The 23,100-nt window shown below is 65.1% G+C and carries 22 protein-coding genes; 15 read left to right on the forward strand and 7 right to left on the reverse strand.

All coding sequences use genetic code 11. From position 1 onward, the window contains the following. Positions 1 to 70: 70 nt before the first annotated feature. Positions 71 to 298, reverse strand: a complete 228-nt coding sequence (locus BN3789_RS10335; protein WP_066833995.1) for a hypothetical protein — start codon at positions 296 to 298, stop codon at positions 71 to 73. 352 nt (positions 299 to 650) lie between these two features. Between BN3789_RS10335 and istA the strand changes: the two genes are divergently transcribed. From istA to BN3789_RS10350, 3 genes are all read left to right on the forward strand, one after another. Continuing rightward, the gene (gene istA / locus BN3789_RS10340; protein ID WP_066833999.1) at positions 651 to 2,213 is read left to right on the forward strand and encodes an IS21 family transposase; all 1,563 of its coding nucleotides are present in this window, start codon (positions 651 to 653) and stop codon (positions 2,211 to 2,213) included. Between the two features lie 4 nt (positions 2,214 to 2,217). Continuing rightward, positions 2,218 to 2,961: an ATP-binding protein gene (locus BN3789_RS10345; RefSeq protein ID WP_066834002.1), complete on the forward strand. Its 744-nt coding sequence runs from the start codon at positions 2,218 to 2,220 to the stop codon at positions 2,959 to 2,961. 236 nt (positions 2,962 to 3,197) lie between these two features. Further along, entirely contained in the window at positions 3,198 to 3,596 is a 399-nt protein-coding gene (locus tag BN3789_RS10350) for a DUF3592 domain-containing protein (protein WP_066834005.1), read from the forward strand. Positions 3,597 to 3,655: 59 nt separating this feature from the next. Here BN3789_RS10350 and BN3789_RS10355 read toward each other — a convergent pair whose 3' ends face one another. Together BN3789_RS10355 and BN3789_RS10360 are read right to left on the reverse strand one after the other, a co-directional pair. Then, positions 3,656 to 4,984, reverse strand: coding sequence for a hypothetical protein (locus tag BN3789_RS10355; protein WP_066834008.1), 1,329 nt, complete (start codon positions 4,982 to 4,984; stop codon positions 3,656 to 3,658). Between the two features lie 33 nt (positions 4,985 to 5,017). Next, the gene (locus tag BN3789_RS10360) at positions 5,018 to 6,001 is read right to left on the reverse strand and encodes a restriction endonuclease (RefSeq protein WP_187119141.1); all 984 of its coding nucleotides are present in this window, start codon (positions 5,999 to 6,001) and stop codon (positions 5,018 to 5,020) included. A gap of 297 nt (positions 6,002 to 6,298) precedes the next feature. On the opposite strand from BN3789_RS10360, the gene BN3789_RS10365 reads away from it, so the two are divergent. Together BN3789_RS10365 and BN3789_RS10370 are read left to right on the forward strand one after the other, a co-directional pair. Further along, positions 6,299 to 6,646 carry a nucleotidyltransferase family protein gene (locus tag BN3789_RS10365; RefSeq protein ID WP_066834014.1) on the forward strand — a complete coding sequence of 116 codons (348 nt, stop codon included), beginning with the start codon at positions 6,299 to 6,301 and terminating at the stop codon, positions 6,644 to 6,646. Positions 6,647 to 6,738: 92 nt separating this feature from the next. Then, the gene (locus tag BN3789_RS10370) at positions 6,739 to 6,963 is read left to right on the forward strand and encodes a DUF3791 domain-containing protein (RefSeq protein ID WP_066834017.1); all 225 of its coding nucleotides are present in this window, start codon (positions 6,739 to 6,741) and stop codon (positions 6,961 to 6,963) included. A 50-nt stretch (positions 6,964 to 7,013) separates the two neighbouring features. Here the strand turns inward: BN3789_RS10370 and BN3789_RS10375 are convergent, their stop codons facing one another. Continuing rightward, a complete protein-coding gene (locus BN3789_RS10375) occupies positions 7,014 to 7,448 on the reverse strand; it encodes a hypothetical protein (RefSeq protein WP_066834019.1) in 435 nt (144 codons plus the stop codon). Positions 7,449 to 7,799: 351 nt separating this feature from the next. Here BN3789_RS10375 and BN3789_RS10380 point away from each other — a divergent pair, with 351 nt between their 5' ends. After that, entirely contained in the window at positions 7,800 to 8,624 is an 825-nt protein-coding gene (locus BN3789_RS10380; protein WP_066834028.1) for an HAD family hydrolase, read from the forward strand. Between the two features lie 458 nt (positions 8,625 to 9,082). Here the strand turns inward: BN3789_RS10380 and BN3789_RS10385 are convergent, their stop codons facing one another. Continuing rightward, positions 9,083 to 9,541: a hypothetical protein gene (locus BN3789_RS10385; protein ID WP_147569698.1), complete on the reverse strand. Its 459-nt coding sequence runs from the start codon at positions 9,539 to 9,541 to the stop codon at positions 9,083 to 9,085. Positions 9,542 to 9,753: 212 nt separating this feature from the next. Here BN3789_RS10385 and BN3789_RS10390 point away from each other — a divergent pair, with 212 nt between their 5' ends. Continuing rightward, positions 9,754 to 11,556 (forward strand): DUF6020 family protein, encoded by a 1,803-nt coding sequence (locus tag BN3789_RS10390; RefSeq protein WP_066834034.1) that lies wholly within the window; start codon positions 9,754 to 9,756, stop codon positions 11,554 to 11,556. Positions 11,557 to 11,835: 279 nt separating this feature from the next. On the opposite strand, the gene BN3789_RS10395 is transcribed toward BN3789_RS10390, so the two are convergent. After that, complete coding sequence (locus tag BN3789_RS10395; RefSeq protein WP_066834037.1) at positions 11,836 to 12,489, reverse strand: helix-turn-helix transcriptional regulator; 654 nt, start codon at positions 12,487 to 12,489, stop codon at positions 11,836 to 11,838. A gap of 278 nt (positions 12,490 to 12,767) precedes the next feature. On the opposite strand from BN3789_RS10395, the gene dpaL reads away from it, so the two are divergent. From dpaL to hydA, 6 genes are all read left to right on the forward strand, one after another. After that, positions 12,768 to 13,982 (forward strand): diaminopropionate ammonia-lyase, encoded by a 1,215-nt coding sequence (dpaL, locus tag BN3789_RS10400; RefSeq protein WP_066834039.1) that lies wholly within the window; start codon positions 12,768 to 12,770, stop codon positions 13,980 to 13,982. A 75-nt stretch (positions 13,983 to 14,057) separates the two neighbouring features. Further along, on the forward strand, positions 14,058 to 15,464 hold the full coding sequence (locus tag BN3789_RS10405) for a YgeY family selenium metabolism-linked hydrolase (RefSeq protein ID WP_066834042.1): 1,407 nt from the start codon (positions 14,058 to 14,060) through the stop codon (positions 15,462 to 15,464). Positions 15,465 to 15,605: 141 nt separating this feature from the next. Further along, the gene (ygeW, locus tag BN3789_RS10410) at positions 15,606 to 16,808 is read left to right on the forward strand and encodes a knotted carbamoyltransferase YgeW (protein ID WP_066834338.1); all 1,203 of its coding nucleotides are present in this window, start codon (positions 15,606 to 15,608) and stop codon (positions 16,806 to 16,808) included. Positions 16,809 to 17,075: 267 nt separating this feature from the next. Continuing rightward, the gene (gene arcC / locus BN3789_RS10415) at positions 17,076 to 18,020 is read left to right on the forward strand and encodes a carbamate kinase (protein WP_066834045.1); all 945 of its coding nucleotides are present in this window, start codon (positions 17,076 to 17,078) and stop codon (positions 18,018 to 18,020) included. Positions 18,021 to 18,125: 105 nt separating this feature from the next. Next, entirely contained in the window at positions 18,126 to 18,737 is a 612-nt protein-coding gene (locus BN3789_RS10420) for a nucleotidyltransferase family protein (RefSeq protein ID WP_066834048.1), read from the forward strand. 102 nt (positions 18,738 to 18,839) lie between these two features. Further along, complete coding sequence (hydA, locus tag BN3789_RS10425) at positions 18,840 to 20,207, forward strand: dihydropyrimidinase (protein WP_066834050.1); 1,368 nt, start codon at positions 18,840 to 18,842, stop codon at positions 20,205 to 20,207. Between the two features lie 82 nt (positions 20,208 to 20,289). On the opposite strand, the gene yqeC is transcribed toward hydA, so the two are convergent. Beyond that, entirely contained in the window at positions 20,290 to 20,997 is a 708-nt protein-coding gene (gene yqeC, locus BN3789_RS10430) for a selenium cofactor biosynthesis protein YqeC (RefSeq protein ID WP_066834052.1), read from the reverse strand. Between the two features lie 90 nt (positions 20,998 to 21,087). On the opposite strand from yqeC, the gene yqeB reads away from it, so the two are divergent. Together yqeB and BN3789_RS10440 are read left to right on the forward strand one after the other, a co-directional pair. After that, positions 21,088 to 21,870: a selenium-dependent molybdenum cofactor biosynthesis protein YqeB gene (yqeB, locus tag BN3789_RS10435; protein WP_066834054.1), complete on the forward strand. Its 783-nt coding sequence runs from the start codon at positions 21,088 to 21,090 to the stop codon at positions 21,868 to 21,870. A gap of 106 nt (positions 21,871 to 21,976) precedes the next feature. Then, entirely contained in the window at positions 21,977 to 23,005 is a 1,029-nt protein-coding gene (locus tag BN3789_RS10440; protein ID WP_066834057.1) for an XdhC family protein, read from the forward strand. Positions 23,006 to 23,100 lie beyond the last annotated feature (95 nt).

Raw genomic sequence — 23,100 nt, forward strand, 5'->3', positions numbered from 1 at the left:
TAAATGACCGTTCCTTAGAAGTTCGGGGAGCGAAGGTGTCATACTTTCGCGCCCCGGGCATTTCGCAGGTCTAGAGTAGTTGCTCGAAGCCCGGTTTTCCGAGCGTGAACCTCATGTTTCCAATTGTGTGCTCGAGGTCTATGGAGCCGTTGTTCTTTATGACCGACGTGAAGTTGCCGGAGCTGGCGAGAATGTGGTCGACCGATCCGTCGCTGAGATCGTAGCGAAGGGAACCGACCTGGTTTTCCAGGTGCATCGACCCGTCCGATCCGATTACCGAGCGAAAGCCGTTGTTCATGACGTCCCCTTTCCTTATTTGCTTTCAATCATAACTGAGCTGAGGCTGCATAGGGGCGGCTATCGGTGGGTGTCCGAGTGGGTCGGTTATGCCTTTATGGGTGGAAACTTGATTGGGGCACGCCGGCAATCTTCTTGACGTTCGTCTGCTCCGGGACATCTTTCGACTGCTCTGCCCTTCGATGCGTCTCGGTGAGTAATCGCCCGCTTCAGAGCATGCGATATTGCGAATGGGAGCCGCTGGTGGCCAACGTCAGATATTGGCATAGAGAGCCATCGATATTTCGCAAGGGAGCCGCCTGCTGCTACCTTCGTCTTGCCATGTCGGAGTCAAGACGAAGGAGGTTTTCAGCATGGCGAATAGAATCAGGGCCAAGGACATCTTGAGGCTCGACGGGTCCGGGCTGTCGGGGCGCACCATCGCAGCGTCCCTCGGCGTGTCGCGCAACAGCGTGACCGCGGTGCTCGCCGCGGCCAAGCGGGAGGGCTTCGGGTGGGAGGACGCCCGCCCGCTCTCGGACCGCGAGGTCTACGACCGCCTTTTCCCCGAGAGGGCGCACGAGGCCACCGTCTACCCCGATCCCGACTGGGGGCGCATCCACAGGGAGCTCGCCCGCGACGGGGTGACGCTCAAGCGCCTGCACGCCGAGTACCGGGACGCGTGCTCCGCGAGGGGCGAGGCGTCGATGGGTTACGACCGCTTCTGCAAGCGCTACCGCGAGTTCACCGTGAGGAAAAGCGTCGTGAGCCGCGTCGGGCACAAGGCGGGAAGGATCATGGAGGTCGACTGGGCCGGGCCGACGATGGCGGTCGTCGACCCGGCGACGGGCGAGGTCTCCAAGGTCTACCTGTTCGTGGCCTGCCTGCCCTTCAGCCGCATGTCGTGGGTCGAGCCGACGCTCGACATGAAGCAGGATACATGGCTTCGCTGCCACGTGCACGCATTCGGCTACTTCGGCGGCGCGGCTCCCTGCATCGTGCCGGACAACCTCAAGACGGGCGTCAAGCGCCATCCCCGCGAGGGCGAGGTCGTCATCAACGACGCATACCGGGAGATGGCAGCCCATTACGGGGCGGCGGTGATGCCCGCGCGCGTGAGGAGGCCGCGCGACAAGCCCAGCGTGGAGAACGAGGTGTGGCAGGCGGCCACCGAGGTGATAGCGGCGCTGCGCGAAACGGTCTTCACGGACTTCGGCGCGCTCAAGGAGGCCGTCAGGAAGAAGGTCGACGAGCACAACTCCCGCCCCTTCTCCAAACGGGAGGGCACGCGGAGGCAGGTCTTCGAGGAGCAGGAACGCCCGCTCCTGAGGCCGCTGCCGGCCGTCCCCTACGAGGTCTGCGAGTGGGTGTACGGGCGCAAGGTCCAGCGCAACTGCCACGTGTCGTACAAGCGCAACTTCTACTCGGTGACCCATCTCGCCGTCGGCAGGACGGTCGACCTGCGCGTCACTGAGTCCACCGTCGAGGTCTTCCTGGGCGGAGAGCGGCTCGCGACCCACCCGCTGTTCCCGGCATACGCGCGCAACAGGTACTCGACGCACGAGGCCGACCTGCCGGACGGGGGGTCGTACTCGGACTGGGACGCCGGGCGAATCCGGCGCTGGGCGGAGAGGGTCGGCCCGTCGTGCGCCGGCGTCGTCGAGCGGATATTCCAGTCCGTGGAGTTCGAGGAGCAGGGGTTCAACGCCGCGCTCGCGGTGCTGAGGCTCTCGCACAAGTACTCCGCCCCGCGGCTCGAGAGGGCCTGCGGGATGGAGCAGGCGACGGGGAGGCGCTCACCGCGCTACCGGGATGTGGAGCCGATACTCAGGAGCAACCAGGACAGGCTCGCCGACGCCCGGGCGGGCGACGACGGCGGGCCGGGCGAGGACGAGGCCGGAGACGTCCGGGGCGCGGACTTCTACGGGGAGGTGTAGGGAGATGGACCTCTCCGTGGAGACCAGGCGCAAGCTGCGCGACATGGGCGCATCCGACCTGCTCGACGCCTTCGCGGCGCAGGACGAGGGCATGTGCATGGGCATGACCTGCGCCGAGCGCGTCCGCATGGCCGCCGCCGAGGCCGACTCGTCCTTCTTGACGTCCAAGGTGCGCAACCTCACCAAGCGCGCGGGCCTGCGCTATCCCGAGGCGGACGTGCGCTCCATAGACTTCTCGGAGGAGCGCGGGCTCGCCCCGCTGCTCATCGCGGTGCTCGGCGTCGCGTTCGCCGAGCGCGGCCAGAACGTCATCCTCCAGGGTGCGCCCGGCGTGGGCAAGACCTACCTGGCCTGCGCGCTCGCGAAGGCCGCCTGCCAGCGACGGATGCGCGCCTGCTACATACGCTGCCCCGACCTCGAGGAGGCGTGGCGCGAGGCGCGCGAGCGAACGGGCGGCGAGCGCAAGCTCACCCGCAAGTACGCCGCCTTCCAGGTGCTCGTGCTGGACGAGTGGCTGCTCGACCGCCCCGGCGAGCTGTTCCGGGGCTTCCTGCTCGAGCTCATGGAGGCGCGCTACGGCTCGTGCTCGACGGTTCTCTGCACCCAGTTCAGGCAGAAGGACTGGCACGCGCGGCTCGGGGGCGGCGTGCACGCCGACGCGATCATGGACCGCATCGTGCACGGCACCGCGTGGGTCGAGATGGGCGAGCTCAACATGAGGAGGAAGCTCGGCAGCGGATCCGGCTGACGAGCTGATGCCGGGCGCGGCTCCCTGCGGCACCGCGCCCGGCTCTCACGCGCAATACCCCCGGCTCCAGTTGGCAATATTTAGTGGCTTCTCTGCGGACGAATACTCATCTCGGTGGCAGCGTTGCTTGATATGACCGTTTTGCAAGGGCGATGAAACACGCGTTAGGAGTTAAGCTTTACTGAGGAAATTGCGCGTGGCAGCGCGGTTCGTGTATCTGCCGAGAGGGGGGGGCCATGAGCGACGACATCATGATCCTGCTGGTCTTCGGCCTGATCGCGCTTCTCGGCGGCGGCACGACGGCACTGGTGCTCCTGATCGCCAAACGCGTCCGCGCGAAGAAGGAGCGGGAGTACACGGGCGAGGCCGTTGGCACGGTCGTGCGGTTCCGAATGGGCGGCATCGACCGCCCCTCGTCTGTGTGCGTGCGCTACGAGGTGGATGGCCGGACATACGAGTGCCGCGAGACCGTGAAGCTGAAAAGCGAGCTCATCAAGATCGGGCCCGTGCCCATAGGCCAGCGCAAGCGCGGCAAGATCGCCACGCGCGTGGGCAGTAAGGTGCGGGTGGCGTACCTGCCGAGCGACCCGTCGAAGGCAATCCTTGCGGACAACGCCGGGCTGATGAACGAGTAAGGTGATTTCGGTGTGGGATGGCGCCTGCGGCTCGCGCAAGTCCGCGATGGCTTTGAACGCTACTTCTTGCCGAACGGGAGCTTGATGGGAAGCGCGTCAAGCACTTGGGACACATCGACGTTGCTGAGCGCTTCGCCGAGGGCCTTTGCGCCCTCGGATGCGCCCGCGCCCAGCTCGGCTATGCCCTTGCTGGCGGCCTCGCCGAGCGTTCCCGCGCCGTCCGCGATGGCGCCTCCGATTGCCTGTGCGTCATCGGCCATCTTGCCGCCCAGCTCGACAGCATTCGCCGCCGCGCCGCCGGCTACCTCTACAATCGCTTCGCCGGCGAGCTCATTCCAAGCTCGTGCACGCTCGATGGTCTTTTGACTGATCTCGATATTGAGCTGCTCCGCGAAGCCGTCAATATCTTTGACGGCGGCATCGATGATCTCCAGCGACCGATTGACGATGCGCGGGTGGAACAGCTTCTGGTCGCGCAGCCGCTGGGCGGTTCCCTCCAAACTCTGGCGGAACGCGCCGATACCGTTCTGGACGTTTGTGAGCCTGTGCTTGCGCGCCTCGACGATTGCCGCCCGATGCTGCTCGAGCACCTCCGGAAGTTCGGCGTAGGCCCGTTCGAGTTCGATGACGGAGAGCCTGTCGCGCGTTTGAATCGAGCGGGCGATAACATCGAGCCATGCGCGGGTCTCGTCGGGCAGCTTCTCGACCGCATGCCCGACGTCCTCGATGCTCTTCGCGCGCTCCGCCTTGTCGGAAAGGCCCTTGAGTTTGGTGAGTGCGTACGCCAGCGCCCTGCTCGTGGTCTGCGCGCAGGGGGAGACCTTCGACCATGCGGTATCGCTGAGTGTGCCCGTGGCATCGCGAACAGCGGCCGCCTCGTCGACCTCGAGCGCGGCGCCCATGAGGGAGGCGATGGTCGTGTCCTTCTGGTCCTGAAGCAGGTCGTCGACCTTCTCGTCTATGGCGGCCAGGTAGTCGGTGATTTCTTGGATGGCCTGCTCGAGCGCCATCTGGGTCATCATGCCGCCGACGCCTGCCGCCATGGCGGGCGTGAACAGCTGGCTGGGGTTGTAGAACTCCAGCCATTTGACGGCGCGCCCCTTGGCGTTTTGGGCGACGCCCTTCTGGATGGTCCCGGGTTTGCCGTACTTCTTGACCAGCTCGGCGGACTCTTTGGTGAGCTTGACCCATCGGCCGGATTGTTGCTTGGCTTCACCGAGAGAGCCCAGGGCATCTCCGGCGGTCTTGATGGCCTTGGTGGTGAACTGTTTTGAGGTCAGCCCCTGCTCATCGAGCCAGCGCTTGATGGCCTTGGGATCTCCCAGAAACAGCAACCCCTGGCCGTCGTTGACGACTGTGATGTCCTGGCGGGTCTCATTCTCTTCCACGATGGCTCCTCTATTGCGCCTCGGCAGCTCGCTCTACTCGTTCTTCGGTACGGGGATGTACACCTTCTTCAGGGGGATCATCCGCCGGTACTTGCCGTCCAGCAGCTCGTAGTACTTGAGGATGAGATCCACCAGCTCGCTGCCGCTCACGCCGCGGATGATGGGTGTGTTCTCGAGGTACTTCCGGGCGTTCTTGGTGTAGTTGGACAGGGTGACGAACAGGCCGTAGTCGCCCTCGCGCATGGCGCCCTTGAGCGACTGGATGGTGCTTTCCTTGATGTCGCCGCCCCCGCTCTTCACCTGGACGAGGATCCTCGGGGGCAGCTCGTCCTTGTAGGCGGTGATGTCGATGCCGCTGTCGCCGCCCTGGGGCGAGACGGTGGTGCGGTAGCCCATCGCGTCGAACAGGTTCGCCACAAACTCCTCGAGGGCATACCCCTTGAGGTTCCGGCTCAGCTCCTTCAGGATGAAGTCACGTGTCGACTCGACGATCTCGTCTGCTGTCGTGCCGACGGTTTCGTCGACGTCATCCAACAACGGATGCTTTGCGTTGAAGCCCTTTTCAATCGCGCTGAGAAGCTCATCCGTGTAGTTCTTGATTTGAAAGAGGCTCAGCACGCATCCCAGCTCGTACAGGGCTCCTTGGGAGAAGGAGAGACGGGGGATGTGCTTGAGCCATTTCACCTTGCGGCGGTTGGGGTAGAGGACACCGTCGCCTGCATACTCGTATTCGCCCTCGATGATGCCGATGTTGATGTTCCGGTCCGACTTCGACGGGAAGACGACGTAATCTCCGACGTTGACCTCATGTGCGAAGCGGTAGAGCGCGCCGGCGCAGGTGGCAACCTGCCCCTTGCTGGCATCCGGGTGGGTCTCGGCGTAGTGCGCCTTGAAGGCATCGCGCGTGGCGGTGAGGGAGGAGAGGTTGCCGAAGTCCTCCCATCCGATTGTCATGACGTTTCCCTGCAGCATGAGCTTTTCATCTTTGCAGTGGATTCCCCACACGGTGTTCGACATCGATGAAGCCTTTCTCGAAAGGATCCGCGGCCAACGCGGCATGAGGCGGTTTGTTTATTCCCATGATAGCGAATGGTCTCTCAACCGAACTCACTGCGGTCATTTGCGGTGCGTTGCTGCTTGGAGGATGCGCGATTGCCCTTGTCGATGAGCGCAATTCGCTACTGGGATACTGATGGTGTTGAGAACGTTTAGCTCAAGCGAGAGGCGACAAACGGATGTTGAAGTGGTGGGGCTGTCTTCGGCTCGAGCATGGTATAAGTACGATGTGACGAGGTAAAAGGACGGGGGATCAAGATGAGCGCAGCGGATGAAGTTTCCATGAGGGAGCGAGCGCATCGCGCCATAGCCGAACTTATCCGACCCGTGTGCGCTTCGCATCCGTGCGTTGAGAAAGTGTACGTCTACGGTTCGTATGCGCGCGGCGACTTCAACGAGCTGTCCGATGTCGACTTCTGGATTATTCTCGACAGGGATAACTTCGATATCCCCATGACGGAATACGTGGACATCCAGACGGAATTGAGGCACGTACTGAAGTGCCCCATCGATTGCGTGACCGCTGTCGCTCCAGACCAACTCGGAAAGTTGTTCCGTCCGATTATGAGGGATAAGGTGCTCGTTTATGACCGCTCGGCCGATTGAGGCTGCCCTCAGTAAAGGTTTCAGAGACCTCTTTTCTGATGGGATTCTTAACAGGCTGGTGTAATGAACAGACGGGCTGCGGAGGAGACTATATGGCCCAGAGCAAAAATGATGCGATCTTCTTCGTCGTCTGGTTGCTCAATCATGTTGCGAGGGAATGGGGTAAATCGACCGCTGAAACGTACCGTCTCCTTGAAAGCGTGGACATCGTGAGCGGATATCTGTATCCGAGTTACGATGTGCTTCACGCCATGGGTAGGGAGGCGCTTGTCGAAGACGTCACCCTTCTTGCGCGGAAGAGGGGCCTTTCGGTTTGAGGCTTCGCCGTAGGGGATGGTCGAGGATCCATCAAGCCCGCCCCATCCCGCTACTTCGCCGGCGCGATTCCGACCGAATACGCAGCGCCGATGATGAGGAATACGGGCGCCGCGTAGACGCCGGCGTAGGAGAGCAGAAGCGTCGGCATGGAGTAGCCGGAGGTCGGGCCGAGCGCGATGACGGGGGCGATACCGGCGATCATGAGCGCGAGGATAAGGCTCGCCACGATGAACGCGTGCGATTTGAGGGACTGGTTGATGCGGAACTTGCCGATCTTGATGATGACGAGGCCGATGATGGCGCCGATCGCATAGAGCAGCAGGGGCGTGGCGGCGATGGTTCCGACGAGCGTCCAGCTCGATTCGGCGGCAGCGGCGGTCACGGTGGCGACGTCGGTCGTGTAGTACCACGCGGCAAAAACGCCGCACACGGCGGCGATGGCGATCCAGAAGATGAGGTTGCCGACGAACGTAGACGTTTTCATGACAGGCCGCCTTTGCGCATTCGGGGACAGATTCATACATGATGGATGATACGCGACGACATGGTAGCGCTCATTGTTCCGCATACCAAGTTTCTTGCGCTATGCACCCGGGGTGTCTTCCTGGCGCACGCGCGCTCGGACGGCGTCGGCACGGGCCGGCTGCGTCCACCTCGTAGCGCAGGCGCATCGGCTCCTTCGTAGAGTTGCGGCACGCGGAGACACTCGACCGCATCTCCCCAGGCCGTGTTTCGACTTATGTGCGCAGAAGGGGAGAGCCGTGCGTTGCCGTACAATGGCCGTGGCCATTCGCGGATGGCCACCTAAGAATTACCGGGAAAATGCAGGTGAATCATGCAGGCCAGCGCCATCAAGCTCATCCTTTCCGATATCGACGGCACGATCATGCCTGCGGGCGCATCGACGGTGTCCCCGCGCACCGTCGCCGCGTTCCGCGCCGCGCTGGACTCCGGCATCATGGCCGGTCCTGCGAGCGGGCGCGGCCTGGTGCAGATCGCGCCGTTCTTCCGAGGGGACGCCGCGTGCTGCCAGACGGCGATCGCCACCAACGGCCTTGAGGTCTACTGCGCGGGCGAAAAGATCTGCGAGCAACGTCTGCCGATCGCCGCCCTCGAGCGCGCGCTCGACATCGTGCGCGATACGCCGGGCGCAGGCCTGCTTGCCTTTGACGGCACGACGCCGCAGCTCGTCGCCGGCGACCTCGACGTGCTCGCCCGGATCACCCCGGCGTACGCCCGCGCATGCGTACCCGCGGACGCGCTGCCGGCCGAGGACGTTCTCAAGGCGAATATCTTCATCGATGCCGACATGGCGGGGACCGAGGCGTTCGTCGCCCGCTTGAACGACGAGGTCGATGGGCTTGATTTCGATATCCCCATGGTCGGGTACGCCAACATCATGCCGAAAGGGTGGAACAAGGGTAGCGCCCTGCTCACTCTGTGCGACCATCTCGGCATCACTCCCGACCAGGTCGTGGTTTTCGGCGATGCGGGCAACGATCTGACGATGTTTTCGGTGGCTGGTCACGCGGTCGCCGTGGGCAGCGCGACGCCCGAGGCGAAGGCTGCTGCTCGTTGGCACATCGGCCGTTGCGAGGACGATGCGGTGGCGGCGGCCATCGAGGCCTTGGCAGCAGGGGAGTGGCCGTTCGGCGAGTAAGACGCCCGGGCGCGTCGTCAGCGCGCGGTCATCTTCATCTGTGTTGTGCAGAGGGTGTCCGGACCTGCTGACACATGGTCAATGAGTGCGTTCCCGCTGCATTCGCTTGTGCATGAATCGGGTCGTGGCCAATTAGCTCGCTCCCATTGCAACCGGAATTTGCCGATTCGCGATGACGATATGCCAAACGTTATGAGGTCGCCTTTCCGAACGGGCACCTGGGGTTGCAGGGGGCCAAATGCCGGAAAAGGGCTTCCCAAGGGACGCCAGACGGCTGACCGAATAGGATTCGGTGCCTCAAACTGCAACGGGAATGGGCCGATTGACCAGAAAGGCGAGCATGCGCGAAAAGATGCAATGGGAGTGCGTCAATTGACCACACCGGGTTCGCAGTTTTACGTATACCTCTGTTAGATCACCGTGGACACAATGCCTGCATTGCCTCGCAGCGCAGGCAGTCATGCGGCCCCATCGGAGCGCTTTTCATCCACGGGCGCGCAGCCGATCGCCCAGCACACGCCGAACGCCATGATGAGCAGGGGTGCAGCCATAGCGGAGTACACCACGATCACTGTCGGCAGCGCCAGCTCGCCCTCGATGCCGCCAATCACCACAGGGATGGCAGCGGCGACAAACAGCGCAAGCATGAGCACACCCGCAATGCGGCATCCGGTTTTGATCCTAGGGCTTATCGCGATGCGCTTATATATGATGACAAGCAGGCCGGTGACGGCACCCAGTCCATAGAGCAGGACCGGAGCGGCGAGCGTAACCCCGATGCGGCCAGGGACGGTGGTCGCAATCGTTTGGCTTTCCCCGGTTGAGCCTCCCAGGTGATACCAGGCCAAAAATGCGCAGCACAGCACCGTCACGATAGCCCATAGGACAAAGTTCGCGATGAGCGGGGTTTTCTTCACGGCTGCCACCTCATCAGGATATAGTGAGCGGGATCGGACCCACGCATTATACGCGTGCCTTCCCTGCGTCCAGGTTGCCTCTCGGCCAAACGTGCCCATCTGGCTGTCCATGGGCGCCCGCACCGCACGGGGGCTCCACGTCGCTGCTGGTAAAACCTCGCCCAATGCTATACTGCAGCGCAGATTACCTCTGCATATCGTCAAGGATGCCCATGGCCGAGATACAACGCAAGTCCGATCAGCGCGCGCTTCCGCCGCGCGTCCAGCGCGCGGTTCGCTACGCACCGTGCGTGCTGCTCATGCTGGCGTTCATCGTCTTTGCGACGTTTCTTGGGGTCTATGCTTCCGCGCTTGCGTCTGACGGCTGGATCCGGGGCTCGCTTGACGAGCTGGTGCCGCTCGCGGCCGTGGGCATCGTGATTCCTGCGGCCATCATCGTTCCCCTGCTCGCGAAGGCTCTCAGGCGCATCTCCCGCCCGCCCGCTCCCGCCCCGCAGGCGGGCCCGCGCGCGGTCGCCTTCCGCCTCGCCGCCACCGTCGATCGCCTCGCGTTCTCCTGGCGCTTCCGCGCCGTCGTCTTCGCGACGCTCATCCTCATGCTCTGCTGGTCGTTTTGGATCGTCGCGTTCTACCCGGGCTCGATGATCTACGACACCTACTACCAGATCACGCAGTTCTATCCGCGCGGGGACGAGGTGCGCATCGAGCTGTGGGCGGTGCCCGGCAGGCGCGCCTACGCGCAGTTCAGCGACCACCATCCCATCTTCGACACGCTGCTGTACGGCTGGTTCGCCTATACGAGCGATCAGCTGACCGGCTCATGGAACACCGGCATCTTCATCTTCTCCGTGCTGCAGGCGCTGGGGACTGCCATCGCCTTTTCGGTCGCCTTCGCCTACCTGCGCCATATCGGCGCGCCGCGCGGCCTGACGATCGGGTTGTTCGCGACGGTCTGCGTGGTCCCGGTGTTCGGTGGCTATGCGCCCGTGGTGATCAAGGACATGCTGTTCTCGAGCATCTACGTCGCGTGGTTCACCATGGCGATCGCGGTGGTCCACACGCGCGGCGACGCCTTGCGGTCCATGCCGTTCCTTTTTGGCAACATCGTGCTGGCGCTGCTGCTCGTCCTCACTAAGAAGACCGGTATCTACATCGTGATCCCGACCATGGTCGTCTACGCGGTCGTGTACCGCCGCGTGTGGTGGAGAAGCCTGGTGCCCGCGGTGCTCTCCGCCGCGCTCATGTGGGGCGTTATGCCGAACGTGGTGTTTCCCGCGCTCGACGTCGTTCCCGGCGGACGTCAGGAGATGCTCGGCACGCTGTTCCAGCAGACCGCGCGCTACGTCGCCCTGCATGGGGTGGAGATGAGCGCGAGCGAGCGTCGCGCCATCGACGACGTGCTGGTGGTGGACACGCTGAACGAGCGCTACCAGCCCGAGTGGGCGGATTCGGTGAAGTACGAGTACAACGCGAGCGCCACCGACGAGCAGATCCAGGAGTACCTCAAGGTCTGGGCCGCCCAGGGCCTGCTCCATCCCGAGGTCTACGTGGAGGCGACGCTTTCGATGCTCTCGGGTTTCGCGTTTCCGTCCGAGCCCATCCAGTTGCGCATCGAGACATGGGACGAAGACCATGACGGCACGAGCCTGCTGCGCCAGCCCTGGCAGCTGGAGGGCCTGCGGGAAGCCGCTCGCGACGTCTGGGGCGCCTGGGTGGACATCCCGGTCATCGGGCTGGCGATGACCTGCCCGCCGTATGTGATCTGGATTCCGCTGTTCGCCCTATGGCTGTTCATCTGCCGCATGCGCCGCTGGCTGCCCATCATGATGCCGGTGCTGTTGAGCATGGCGAGCGTCGTGCTGTCGCCCATGTACGATGCGCGCTACGCCTGCGCGCTCATCTTCACCGCCCCGCTGCTCATCGCGGTGCTCGGCGTCGCGTTCGCCGAGCGCGAAGCGGATTCGGCGGGCAATCGGGCATCTGTTCGCGAGAACAAGAAGATTTGGTATCAATGATCTGGCCATTTCGGCCCCCGATCGTCCATGAGGCGGGGGAGGGCGACACGGCCCATCTCTAGCGCATCATAAGAACCGCAGGTCAACGGCTTGTCCGCTTTGTCCGATCAGGCTGATATACGCCAACTTGATACCAAATTGAAGCGCGCCGGGGCTCGGGTGCTCCTGGCTCGCCAACAATGCCCCAAAACCATGGTATGCGTACCAAAAGCAGGCGGGGGGGCGGGACTCATATCGAGCCCCGCCCCCCGCCTGCTGCCGCGCGTATGTGCGGTTTCGCTACTTCTGACCATCGTCCGAGGCGGCCTTGGCTTCGTCCAGGTAGCTGTAGAAGCTGTACTTGGAGATCCCGAAGAAGTCGCATGCCTTCTGGCTGGACTTGCTGATCAGGAACGCTCCGCGCTGGTCGAGGTAGCCGATGGCCCGCACACGCTCCTCCTTCGTCATGAGGGCGGCAGGCTTTCCGATCATCTGCTCGCACTCGCCGAACAGGTCGTCAAGCAGGTCACCGATGTTTTTGGCGATGGGTTCCGGCTCGTTGTGATCACCGGTGCCGATGAGCGAGGCCAGCGTGCCGGAAAACGCCGTCATCAGCGTGATGTCGAAGTTGATGGCTAAGATCCCGCACGGCCAGCCGGCTTCGTTGCGGATGAAGATGGTGCTCGACTTCAGGAGCTTGCCGTCCGACGTCTTGGTGAGATACGGCGGGCGGTCCTCAAGTTTGTCGGGCGCGTCGTGGAGCGCCTCGAGGACTACATGGCTGGGGCCGTCACCCAGATGGCGCCCAGACACGTGTCCGTTCTCGATCGCCACGATGGAATGGTCGAGATCGTCGGACTCCAAGTCATGGATGACGATCTCGCAGTTGGGGCCGAACTGAAGGGCAAGACCCTTGGCAAGACGGCGATAGAACTCAATCTGCGCTGGGGACATGTAACCTCCTTCCAAACTTTTTGTTAGGTATATCCTGACATAAATATAGTTAGAGCACAAATGCCCAAGGAATATACCGTTTACCGGCAGATTCCAACCGTTTATGAAACCAAACAATCTGTCTGGACTCAGCTTTATCCCCTGTGGTAAAACTAGGTCAGCAAAACTTTTTGTTTGGTGTTCAGATAAAAGTTCAGCCCAGTCGGCCACAACTGCCAAAAGGGCGAGCGCGTATCCCACACACCGGCAAAGTGAGCCAAAAAGGAGAGAACAACAGCATGGCCGATCAGATCAAATGGGTTGCGAACAAGATGCCTAAAAGCGATGACGCCCACCTGGGCATCATGTCGCTCGAGCACGTCAGCGCCGCCCGCTCGTTCCACCAGAGCTTCCCGCAGTACTCGGTGACCCCGCTCGCCAAGCTCGATGCCCTGGCGGCAGACCTTGGTCTTGCGAACCTTGCGGTCAAGGACGAGAGCTACCGCTTCGGTCTCAACGCCTTCAAGGTCCTGGGCGGATCGTTCGCCATGGCGAGCTACATCGCCGAGAAGACCGGCAAGCCCGTCTCTGAGATGACCTACGACTACCTCACCAGCGAGGAGCTCGCCCGCGACTTCGGCCAGGCCACCTTCTTCACCGCCACCGACGGCAACCACGGCCGCGGCGTGGCATGGGCCGCCAACAAGCTCGGTCAGAAGGCCGTCGTCCACATGCCCAAGGGTTCGGTCAAGAGCCGCTTCGACAACATCGCCGCCGAGGGCGCCCAGGTGACCATCGAGGACGTCAACTACGACGAGTGCGTCCGCATGGCCGCCGCCGAGGCCGATGCCTGCGAGAACGGCGTTATCGTCCAGGACACCGCATGGGACGGCTACGAGGAGATCCCGAGCTGGATCATGGAGGGCTACGGCACCATGGCCTCCGAGGCGGCCGAGCAGTTCGCCGCCGCGGGCGTCGAGCGTCCGACCCACGTGTTCGTCCAGGCGGGCGTCGGCTCCCTCGCCGGTGCCGTGGTGGGCTACTTCACCAACCTGTTCCCCGATAACCCGCCGACCTTCGTGGTCATGGAGGCCGACGAGGCCGCGTGCCTGTACAAGGGCGCGGTTGCCGGCGACGGCGAGCCCCGTATCGTGGACGGCGACATGCCCACGATCATGGCCGGCCTCGCCTGCGGCGAGCCCAACACGCTCGGTTGGGACATCCTGCGCAACCACGTGTCCGTCTTCGTGGCGTGCCCCAACTGGGTGGCCGCCAAGGGCATGCGCGTGCTCGGCGCCCCGCTTTCCGGCGACCCCCGCGTGATCTCCGGCGAGTCCGGTGCCGTGGGAGCCGGCCTCATCACGACGCTCATGGAGTCCGATGAGTACGCCGACCTGCGCGAGGCCATCGGTCTCACCTCCGAGAGCTCCGTGCTCATGTTCTCGACCGAGGGCGACACCGATCCGGTGAACTACCGCAAGGTCGTCTGGGACGGCGCGTATCCCGCCGAGTAGTGCAAACCAGATGGGGGAGAGGCCCCATCGAGAAGGCAAGTCGTGTATCAACTCATGCGAGAGAGGATTTCTGCAATGACCAAGGAACTCGATTTCGACGCCATCAAGAAGGCTGCTGAGGCCTACGGCCCCGACATGACCGCGTTTCTGCGCGCCATGATCTCCCATCCGTCCGAGTCCTGCGAGGAGGGCGAGGTCGTCGCCTGCATCAAGGCCGAGATGGAGAAGCTGGGCTTCGACAAGGTCGAGGTCGACGGCCTGGGCAACGTCATCGGCTGGATGGGCGAGGGCGACAAGATCATCGCCATCGACTCCCACATCGACACCGTGGGCATCGGCAACCGCGACAACTGGACCCACGACCCCTATGAGGGCTACGAGGACGACGAGGTCATCTACGGCCGCGGCGGCTCCGACCAGGAGGGCGGCATGGCTTCCGCTACCTACGCAGCCAAGATGATGAAGGACATGGGCCTCATCCCCGAGGGCTACAAGATCATGGTCGTCGGCTCCGTCCAGGAAGAGGACTGCGACGGCATGTGCTGGCAGTACATCGTCAACAAGTACTTCGACGGTCCGGAGGACGCTCGCGAGAAGATCGAGTTCGTCATCTCCACCGAGCCCACCGACGGCGGCATCTACCGCGGTCACCGCGGCCGCATGGAGATCCGCGTCGACGTGCACGGCGTCTCCTGCCACGGCTCCGCTCCCGACCGCGGCGACAACGCCATCTACAAGATGGCCGACATCATCTCCGATGTCCGCGCCCTCAACAACAACGGCTGCGACGAGTCCACGTCCATCAAGGGCCTCGTCAAGATGCTCGACCCCAAGTACAACCCCGAGCACTACATGGACGCCCGCTTCCTGGGCCGCGGCACCTGCACCGTCTCCCAGATCTTCTACACGAGCCCCAGCCGCTGCGCCGTCGCCGACTCCTGCGCCATCTCCATCGACCGCCGCATGACCGCCGGTGAGACCTGGGACTCCTGCCTCGACGAGATCCGCAACCTGCCGGCCGTCAAGAAGTACGGCGACGACGTCGAGGTCTCCATGTACATGTACGACCGTCCGAGCTGGAAGGGCACCGTCTACGAGACCGAGGCCTACTTCCCGACCTGGATCAACGCCGAGAACGCCGCCCACGTGCAGGCGCTTGTCGACGCCCACCACGCCCTGTACGGCGATGAGCGCATCGGCGTCGAGCAGTCCATGGACAAGCGCGCCGGCCGCCCGCTGACCGACAAGTGGACCTTCTCCACCAACTGCGTGTCCATCCAGGGCCGCTACGGCATCCCCTGCGTCGGCTTCGGCCCGGGCGCCGAGAGCCAGGCCCACGCTCCCAACGAGGTCACCTACAAGCAGGACCTCGTCACCTGCGCCGCGCTCTACACCGCCGCGCTGAACCTGTACGACGAGTCCAAGAAGATCGATGACGTGACCGTGTTCCGTGCCGGCGCCACGGACAACGACATCCAGTAAGACCCCATTTCGAGGAGTGTCCGCGCGGCTTCATCCCATGCTTCGCCGCGCGGGCCCTCCCGTGGGACGCATCCGCGCGTCCGCTTCCCTTCGTGTATCGGCCGCCCTGTCGCCAGGGGCGAAAAGAGAGAGGATATGACCATGGACCAGAAGTTCAACGAGCTGCTCGAGACCCTGTCCGGCCTCGACTACTCCGGCATGTACGAGAGCGACTTCCTGCTGACCTGGGAGAAGTCCGAGGAGGAGCTCCGCGCTCTGTACGCCACCGCCGACGCCCTGCGCAACCTGCGCGAGCGCGGCATCTCCACCCGCATCTTCGATTCCGGCCTGGCCGTCTCCCTGTTCCGCGACAACTCCACCCGCACCCGCTTCTCCTTCGCCTCGGGCTCCAACATGCTCGGCCTGCAGCTCCAGGACCTCGACGAGGGCAAGAGCCAGATCGCTCACGGCGAGACCGTCCGCGAGACCGCGACCATGATCTCCTTCATGGCTGACGTCATCGGCATCCGCGACGACATGTACATCGGCAAGGGCGACGCCTACATGCGCGAGGTCGCCAACTCCGTGGCCGAGTCCTATGCCGACGGCGTGCTCGACCATCGTCCGACGCTCGTGTCCCTGCAGTCCGATATGGACCACCCGACCCAGTCCACCGCCGACATCCTCTACCTCATCAACGAGTTCGGCGGCATCGAGAACCTGCGCGGCAAGAAGGTCGCCGTCACCTGGGCCTACTCGCCCTCCTACGGCAAGCCGCTGTCCTGCCCGCAGTCTCTGATCACCCTGCTGCCCCGCTTCGGCATGGACGTGACGCTCGCTCACCCCGAGGGCTACGACCTGATGCCCGAGCTCGTGGACATCGCCGGCAAGTTCGCCGCCGAGTCCGGCGCCACCTTCAAGAAGACCCACAGCATGGAGGAGGCGTTCGAGGGCGCTGACATCGTCATCCCCAAGAGCTGGGCTCCCTACGCCGCCATGGAGAAGCGCACCAACCTCTACGCCGAGGGCGACGACGAGGGCATCAAGGCGCTCGAGAAGGAGCTGCTGGCCCAGAACGCCACCCACCAGGATTGGTGCACCACCCGCGAACTCATGGAGAAGACCGCTCACGGCCAGGAGACCATCTACATGCATCCGCTGCCGGCCGACATCTCCGGCCTGTCCTGCGAGCACGGCGAGGTCGACGCTGACGTCTTCGAGGATCACCGCGTCGGTATGTACAAGGAGGCCTCGTACAAGCCCTACGCCATCGCGGCCATGATCTTCCTGCAGAAGTGCAAGAACCCCGTCGAGACCCTCAAGGCTCTCGAGGCTGCCGGCAAGGATCGCTGGTACCAGGCGTAATCGACCGTCTTATGGGACGGCTCCTGCTCAGAAGGGGCCGTCCCGGAACCCGCAATGCGGGTTTTACCTGCAAGGTTGTGCTCATTTGCCTCCCTCTCCGCCATGGGTTTGCTCCTTTCTCCCCATGCCTTCTCGATCTTGCAGGTAAAGCCCGCATGAAGCGGACATACCCTTTGTCCTCTCTCGTGGCCGCAGCGCCCGGGTGGTGCGCTCTGCCGCGCCCGGGCGCTGCTGCAGTTTTAAAGCACATCGTGAAAGGTGATATTCATGTCTCGTCGTATTGTTGTTGCCCTTGGTGGCAATGCGCTGGGATCCAATCTTCCCGAGCAGATGGCTGCGGTCAAGATCACCGCGCGCGCCATCGTCGACCTCATCGAGGAGGGCAACGAGGTCGTGATCGTGCACGGCAACGGCCCGCAGGTCGGCATGATCGCCAACGCGATGGCCGAGCTCACGCGCTCCGATCCCGAGAAGTACATCCCCTGCCCGCTGTCGGTGTGCGGCGCCATGAGCCAGGGCTACATCGGCTATGACCTGCAGAACGCCCTGCGCGAGGAGATGCTCGACCGCGGCATGAACAAGGGCGTCGCCACCGTGCTGACCCAGATCCAGGTCGACCCCGCCGACCCGGCGTTCGAGAACCCGACCAAGCCCATCGGCCCGTTCATGAGCGAGGAGGAGGCCGACAAGCTCACGCGCGAGCGCGACTACGACTTCATGCACGACGAGAAGAAGGGCTACCGCCGCGTCGTGGCGAGCCCCAAGCCCGTCTCGATCGTGGAGCTCGACACCATCTCCGCGCTCGTCGAATCCGATCACGTGGTCGTCTGCTGCGGTGGCGGCGGCATCCCCGTCATCCCGACCGAGGGTCATCACCTCAAGGGCGCGGCAGCGGTCATCGACAAGGATTTCGCGGCCGAGAAGCTCGCCGAGCAGCTCGATGCCGACTCGCTCGTCATCCTGACGGCGGTCGAGAAGGTCGCCATCGGCTTCGGCACCGACCACGAGGAGTGGCTGGACACGCTGACGCCCGAGCGCGCCAACGAGCTTGGCGAGGCCGGCGAGTTCGGCACCGGCTCCATGCTGCCCAAGGTCCAGGCTGCCACCGCGTTCGTCGAGAGCAAGGAGGGGCGCACGTCGCTCATCACGCTGCTCGAGAAGGCGGCGGACGGCCTTGCGGGCAAGACCGGCACCACGATCGCGCGCGCATAAGGTTCGGATACCTCTCCTTCCAATGGGATGCCCTGCGGGGCATCCCATTTTGCTATGGTGGAAGCGGGGCCTGACGGGACGGGCTGTGGCGGACGGAGGTGCAGGATGCGGATCGGGTGCGTGATCATGGCGTCGGGCGAGGGCAGGCGTTTTGCCAGGATCGCCGGCGCGGGGCGCAACAAGCTGCTCGCCGATGCGGGCGGGATGCCGCTGGTCGTGCGCACGGTTCGCTCGGTGCCCGCGGAGCGCTTCGAGGTCGTCGTCTCCACGCGCTGGCCCGAGGTCGCGCGCGTGCTCGACGGCATGGCGCCCGGGGTGCCGGTTGCCCTGCATGAGGGAGGGTTTCGCAGCGATTCGGTCCGGGCCGGTTTGGCGGCGGGCGGCGCGCGCTGGGACGGCTGCCTGTTCGTTCCCGGCGACCAGCCGCTGGTGTTGCCTGCGAGCTACGAGGCGCTCGCGCGGGCGTTCGAGGGCGACCCGGCGCGCGCATGGCGCCTGGCATGGCAGGGTGCTCCCGCGAGCCCGGTGCTGTTCCCGCGCGCATGCTTCGGTGCGCTCATGGGCCTTGCCGGCAAGGACGGGGGTTCCTCGCTTCTGCGCAGCGGGGCCGTGGACGTGTCTATGGTCGAGGCGGTGCGCGCCGAGGAGCTGATGGACGTGGACACGCCGGAGGACCTTGCGGCCGCCTGCCGCGCCCTGGAGGGCATGGCGGGATAGGGGCTGGCGCTTCGGGCCGGTTGCCGGATGCGCGCTCGCGGGCAGCGCGCATCCGGGAGCTGACACGACATGCGCGAACCGAACAAGAAAGGAGCTTGGCACATGATCATCATCAAAGGCGGGGCCCTGGTGTGCCCAGAAGGCCTGCGGCGCGGCGACATCGCCCTCGATGGAGGCAAGATCGCCCGCATCGCGGCGAGCATAGAGCCCGGGACCGACGATACGGTCGAGGACGCCGCGGGGTGCTGGGTCTTTCCCGGCTTCATCGACGCCCATACGCACCTTCAGTGCTGGACCGGCATGGACTGGACCGCGGACAGCTTTGAGACCGGTACGCGTGCGGCCGCCTGCGGCGGCACGACGACCGTCGTCGACTACGCAACGGCCGACCGCGGCGTGACCATGGACGAGGCGCTTGCGGAATGGCACAGGCGCGCAGACGGCACGTGCACGGCGAACTACGGATTCCATATGGCCATCGCCGAATGGGGCGAGGACAGCGCGGCGCAGATGCGGCGCATGCGCGAGGCGGGCGTGAGCTCGTTCAAGACGTACCTCGCCTACGACCACCTGCGCCTGACCGACGCGGAGACCCTCCAGTGCCTGGAGTGCGTGCGCGATCTGGACGCCGTGCTGTGCGTGCACTGCGAGAACGGCGACATCGTCAACGAGCTGCAGCGCGAGGTGCTGGCGGCGGGCGTCACGGGCCCGGAGGGCCACCCGCTGTCGCGTCCCGCCGAGGCGGAGGCCGATGCGGTGAGCCGCCTGCTGTATCTCGCGAACATCGCGGGCGCCAAGGTCAACGTGGTGCACCTGTCCACGCGCCTCGGCCTCGACGCCATCCGTGCGGCGCGGTCCCGCGGCCAGCAGGGCATCTTCGTCGAGACGTGCCCGCAGTACCTCACGCTCGACGACACGAGGTACCTGGAGGAGGGCGACGACGGGTTCGCGGGGGCCAAGTACGTGATGAGCCCGCCGCTGCGCAAGCCGGCCGATATCGCCGCCCTGCGCGAGGCCGTGCTGGCGGGCGAGGTCGACTCCATCGCGACCGACCACTGCTCCTTCAACCTTCACGGCCAGAAGGATCGTGGGCGCGACAGCTTCACCCGCATCCCCAACGGGGGCCCGGGCATCGAGCACCGCCCCGCCGTCATGGCGACGAGCTTCGAGGGGCAGCTCGGGCCCATGGAGCTCATGCATCTCATGAGCGAGGGCCCGGCGCGGGTGTTCGGCATGTGGCCCGCCAAGGGGCGCCTCGCCGAGGGCGCTGACGCCGACATCTGCGTGTGGGATCCCGCGGCGCGGTGGACCATCTCGGCGGCGACGCAGCAGCAGGCGGTCGACTACACGCCCTATGAAGGCCTCGAGGCTCACGGCCGCGCGCACCTGGTGTACGTGAACGGCGTGCTCGCGGCGCGCGACGGCGAGCCGACCGGCGAGAAGCCGGGCCGATACGTCGAGCGCGGATAGCCCGGACGTGCATCATCGGGGACGTACCTGCCGCGTGCATCCGTCCCCGATGGCGGATGCGCCGGCTGAGGCCGCCTGACGCCTACGCGAGGCGGACGAGCTCGCCGTCGCGCAGGCTTCCGGCGAAGACCGGGCAGTCGATGAGCGGCGTGAGCGCCGCGGCGAGCGCACGGGCATCTCGTTGGGCGCCCGGGCGTTCGGCCTGGTTGACGATCACGAGGTCGTCGGGCATGCCCACGAGTCCTTCGGCGACGATGCCCGCCGCGATGAGCTCGGGCGACGCCGGCTCGTCGATCGCCACGCCGAGCAGATCGCGGAAGAGCTGGGGGCGGTGCACGACGTCGTAGATGGGCAGGCCGAACCCGGTCGCGCCCGCGACGTAGATGACGCGGGAGCAGCCGCTCGGAATCTGGGGCTCTCGCTCGCTGTGCGCCTTGAACGGCAGGCCGCGCGACCCGTCGGCCTCGACGAGAACGTAGTCGGCGGCCGCGGCGATCGAGTCCCAGGGCTCGGCCGGCGCGGTGAGCTTGCCGGTCGATGCCTCCAGGCATCCGAGTTGGATGAGCGGGGCCCTGCGCGCTTCCGGGGCGAGTTCTTCGAGCGTCGCGGCATAGGCGAGGCCGTCTACGGGAAGCATATGGGTCGAGGTGGCGAGCGCCACGCGGTGCCCGCGCTGCGAGAGGGTGCGCCCGCCGCGTGCGAGCAGCGTCGATTTGCCGCCGCCCCCGATCACGGCGGTGATGCCGCGAATCGGCTCCAGGATATCGACGAGAGTCGTGATGTCGCTCATGGGTCCTCCCTGCCTACGGGGTTTGTGGGACACGGTACCACGGATGCAACGGCGCGGGCGGCATCTGATAAGCGAAAGGACGAAACAGGCATGTTGACATTCATTCGAGGGGCGGGCGACCTGGCGACCGGCATCGCGCTGCGCCTGCACCGCGCCGGCATCTCGGTCGTCATGGCGGATATCGCCGAGCCCACGTGCATCCGGCGCACCGTGGCGTTCTCCGAGGCCATCCGGTGCGGCAGCGCGCGCGTCGAGGACGTGCGCGCCAGCTTGGGTGCAACTCCCGACGAGCTGCGCGCAATCGTGGAGCAAGGAGAGGTCGCGGTCGCGGTCGACCCGAACGCCGAGCTCGTGGCGGACCTGGCGCCCGACGCGGTCGTCGACGCCATCCTCGCCAAGCGCAACCTCGGCACCACGATGGACATGGCGCCCATCGTCATCGGCGTGGGCCCCGGCTTCACCGCGGGCGAGGACTGCCATGCGGCGGTGGAGACCAAGCGCGGCCACTATCTGGGCCGCGTGCTCTACACCGGCTCGCCCATCGCCAACACGGGCGTTCCCGGCATCATCGCCGGCGTGGGGGCGAAGCGCGTGCTGCGGAGCCCCGCCGACGGCCCGTTCGAGTGCGTCCACGAGATCGGCGACATCGTCACGGCGGGCGAGGTGGTCGGGCGCGTGGCGGGCGAGCCCATGCTCGCCACGATCGACGGCGTGCTGCGCGGCCTGCTGGCGCCCGGCGTGCCCGCGTTCAAGGGGATGAAGGCGGGCGATATCGACCCGCGCGGAGACGTGTCGTTCGTCAAGACCGTTTCGGACAAGGCGACCGCCGTGGGCGGCGGCGTCCTGGAGGCCCTCTGCCACTTCCGTGCATGACGGGGACGTATTGCACGAGGGGGACGTACCTCGTTCGTGCATGTTTGCATGAAGGGGACATACCTTCGGCGCCGTTTCCGGGCATTCAACCGCAAAGGATGGACCTATGAACAAGATTGAGATCGTTGACCGCCTGCTGGGGGCGCTGGATGCGCAAGAGCCGGCTGAGCTGACGTTTGTCGCCCAGACGCACGGCTCGGCGCCGCGCTCGGCGGGCGCATGGATGGCGCTGTTCTCCGACGGGTCGGCTCTGGGCACGGTCGGCGGCGGCAGCGTCGAGAACATCGCGATGGCCGATGCGCGCGGCCTGCTCGATGCCGGGCAGAGCTGCCTGGTCCGCTACACGATCGGCGGAAAGAAGAGCGATACCGGCATGATCTGCGGGGGAGCGGTCACGCTGTGCCACGTGCTGGTCGATGCGTCTTTGCGCGACGTCCTCGTTCAGGAGCGACGCATCCTGGCCGAGCGCGGCGAGGGCGTGCTCTCATTCGACCTTTCGGTGTTCGGCGAGGGGGCGGCAGACTCCACGGAGCACGGCGAGGGGTCCAAACGCGCCGTCGCGGGTTCGGTCCCGGCGTCCATCGTGTTCCCGGAGCGCCAGGCCGACATCAAGGCGGGGATCTCCTGCGAGCGCTACCTCGAACCCGTCAGCCCCGAGGGCTACACCTACATCTTCGGCTGCGGCCACGTGGGCCGCGCGCTCGCCTCGACGCTCGCGGCGACCGGCTTTGCCGTCGTCGCCTGCGACGATCGGCCCGAGATGCTCGAGGAGGGCCTCATGCCCGCGACGGTCGAGCGCCGCCTGGTCGATTACGGCAGCATCGGGGACTTCTGCTCCATCGGGCCGCGCGACTTCGTCGTCTGCGCGACGTCCGGCCACAAGAGCGACCGCGAGGTCGTGGTGCAGGCGCTGGCGTGCCACCCGACGTACCTAGGGTGCCTCGGCAGCGCCAAGAAGACCGCGTTCGTGCGCGCCCAGCTCGCCGAGGCGGGCTTTTCCGACGAGGAGGTCGCACAGGTGCATATGCCCGTCGGTCTGCCCATTCAGGCCGAGACGCCTGAGGAGATCGCGGTGAGCATCGCCGCCGAGATGATCCTGCATCGCCGCACGGTGCTGCTGCCGCGCATCCATTAGGGGGCGTCGGACGGCGTTTAGGGAACCACCGGTCAATTCATTCCGCACCGGTCGGCCCCGTGGCGGGCGCCTGCCGCGAAAGCAATTGACCGGTG

The organism is Collinsella ihumii (genome assembly GCF_900046475.1).
Lineage (GTDB): Bacteria > Actinomycetota > Coriobacteriia > Coriobacteriales > Coriobacteriaceae > Collinsella > Collinsella ihumii.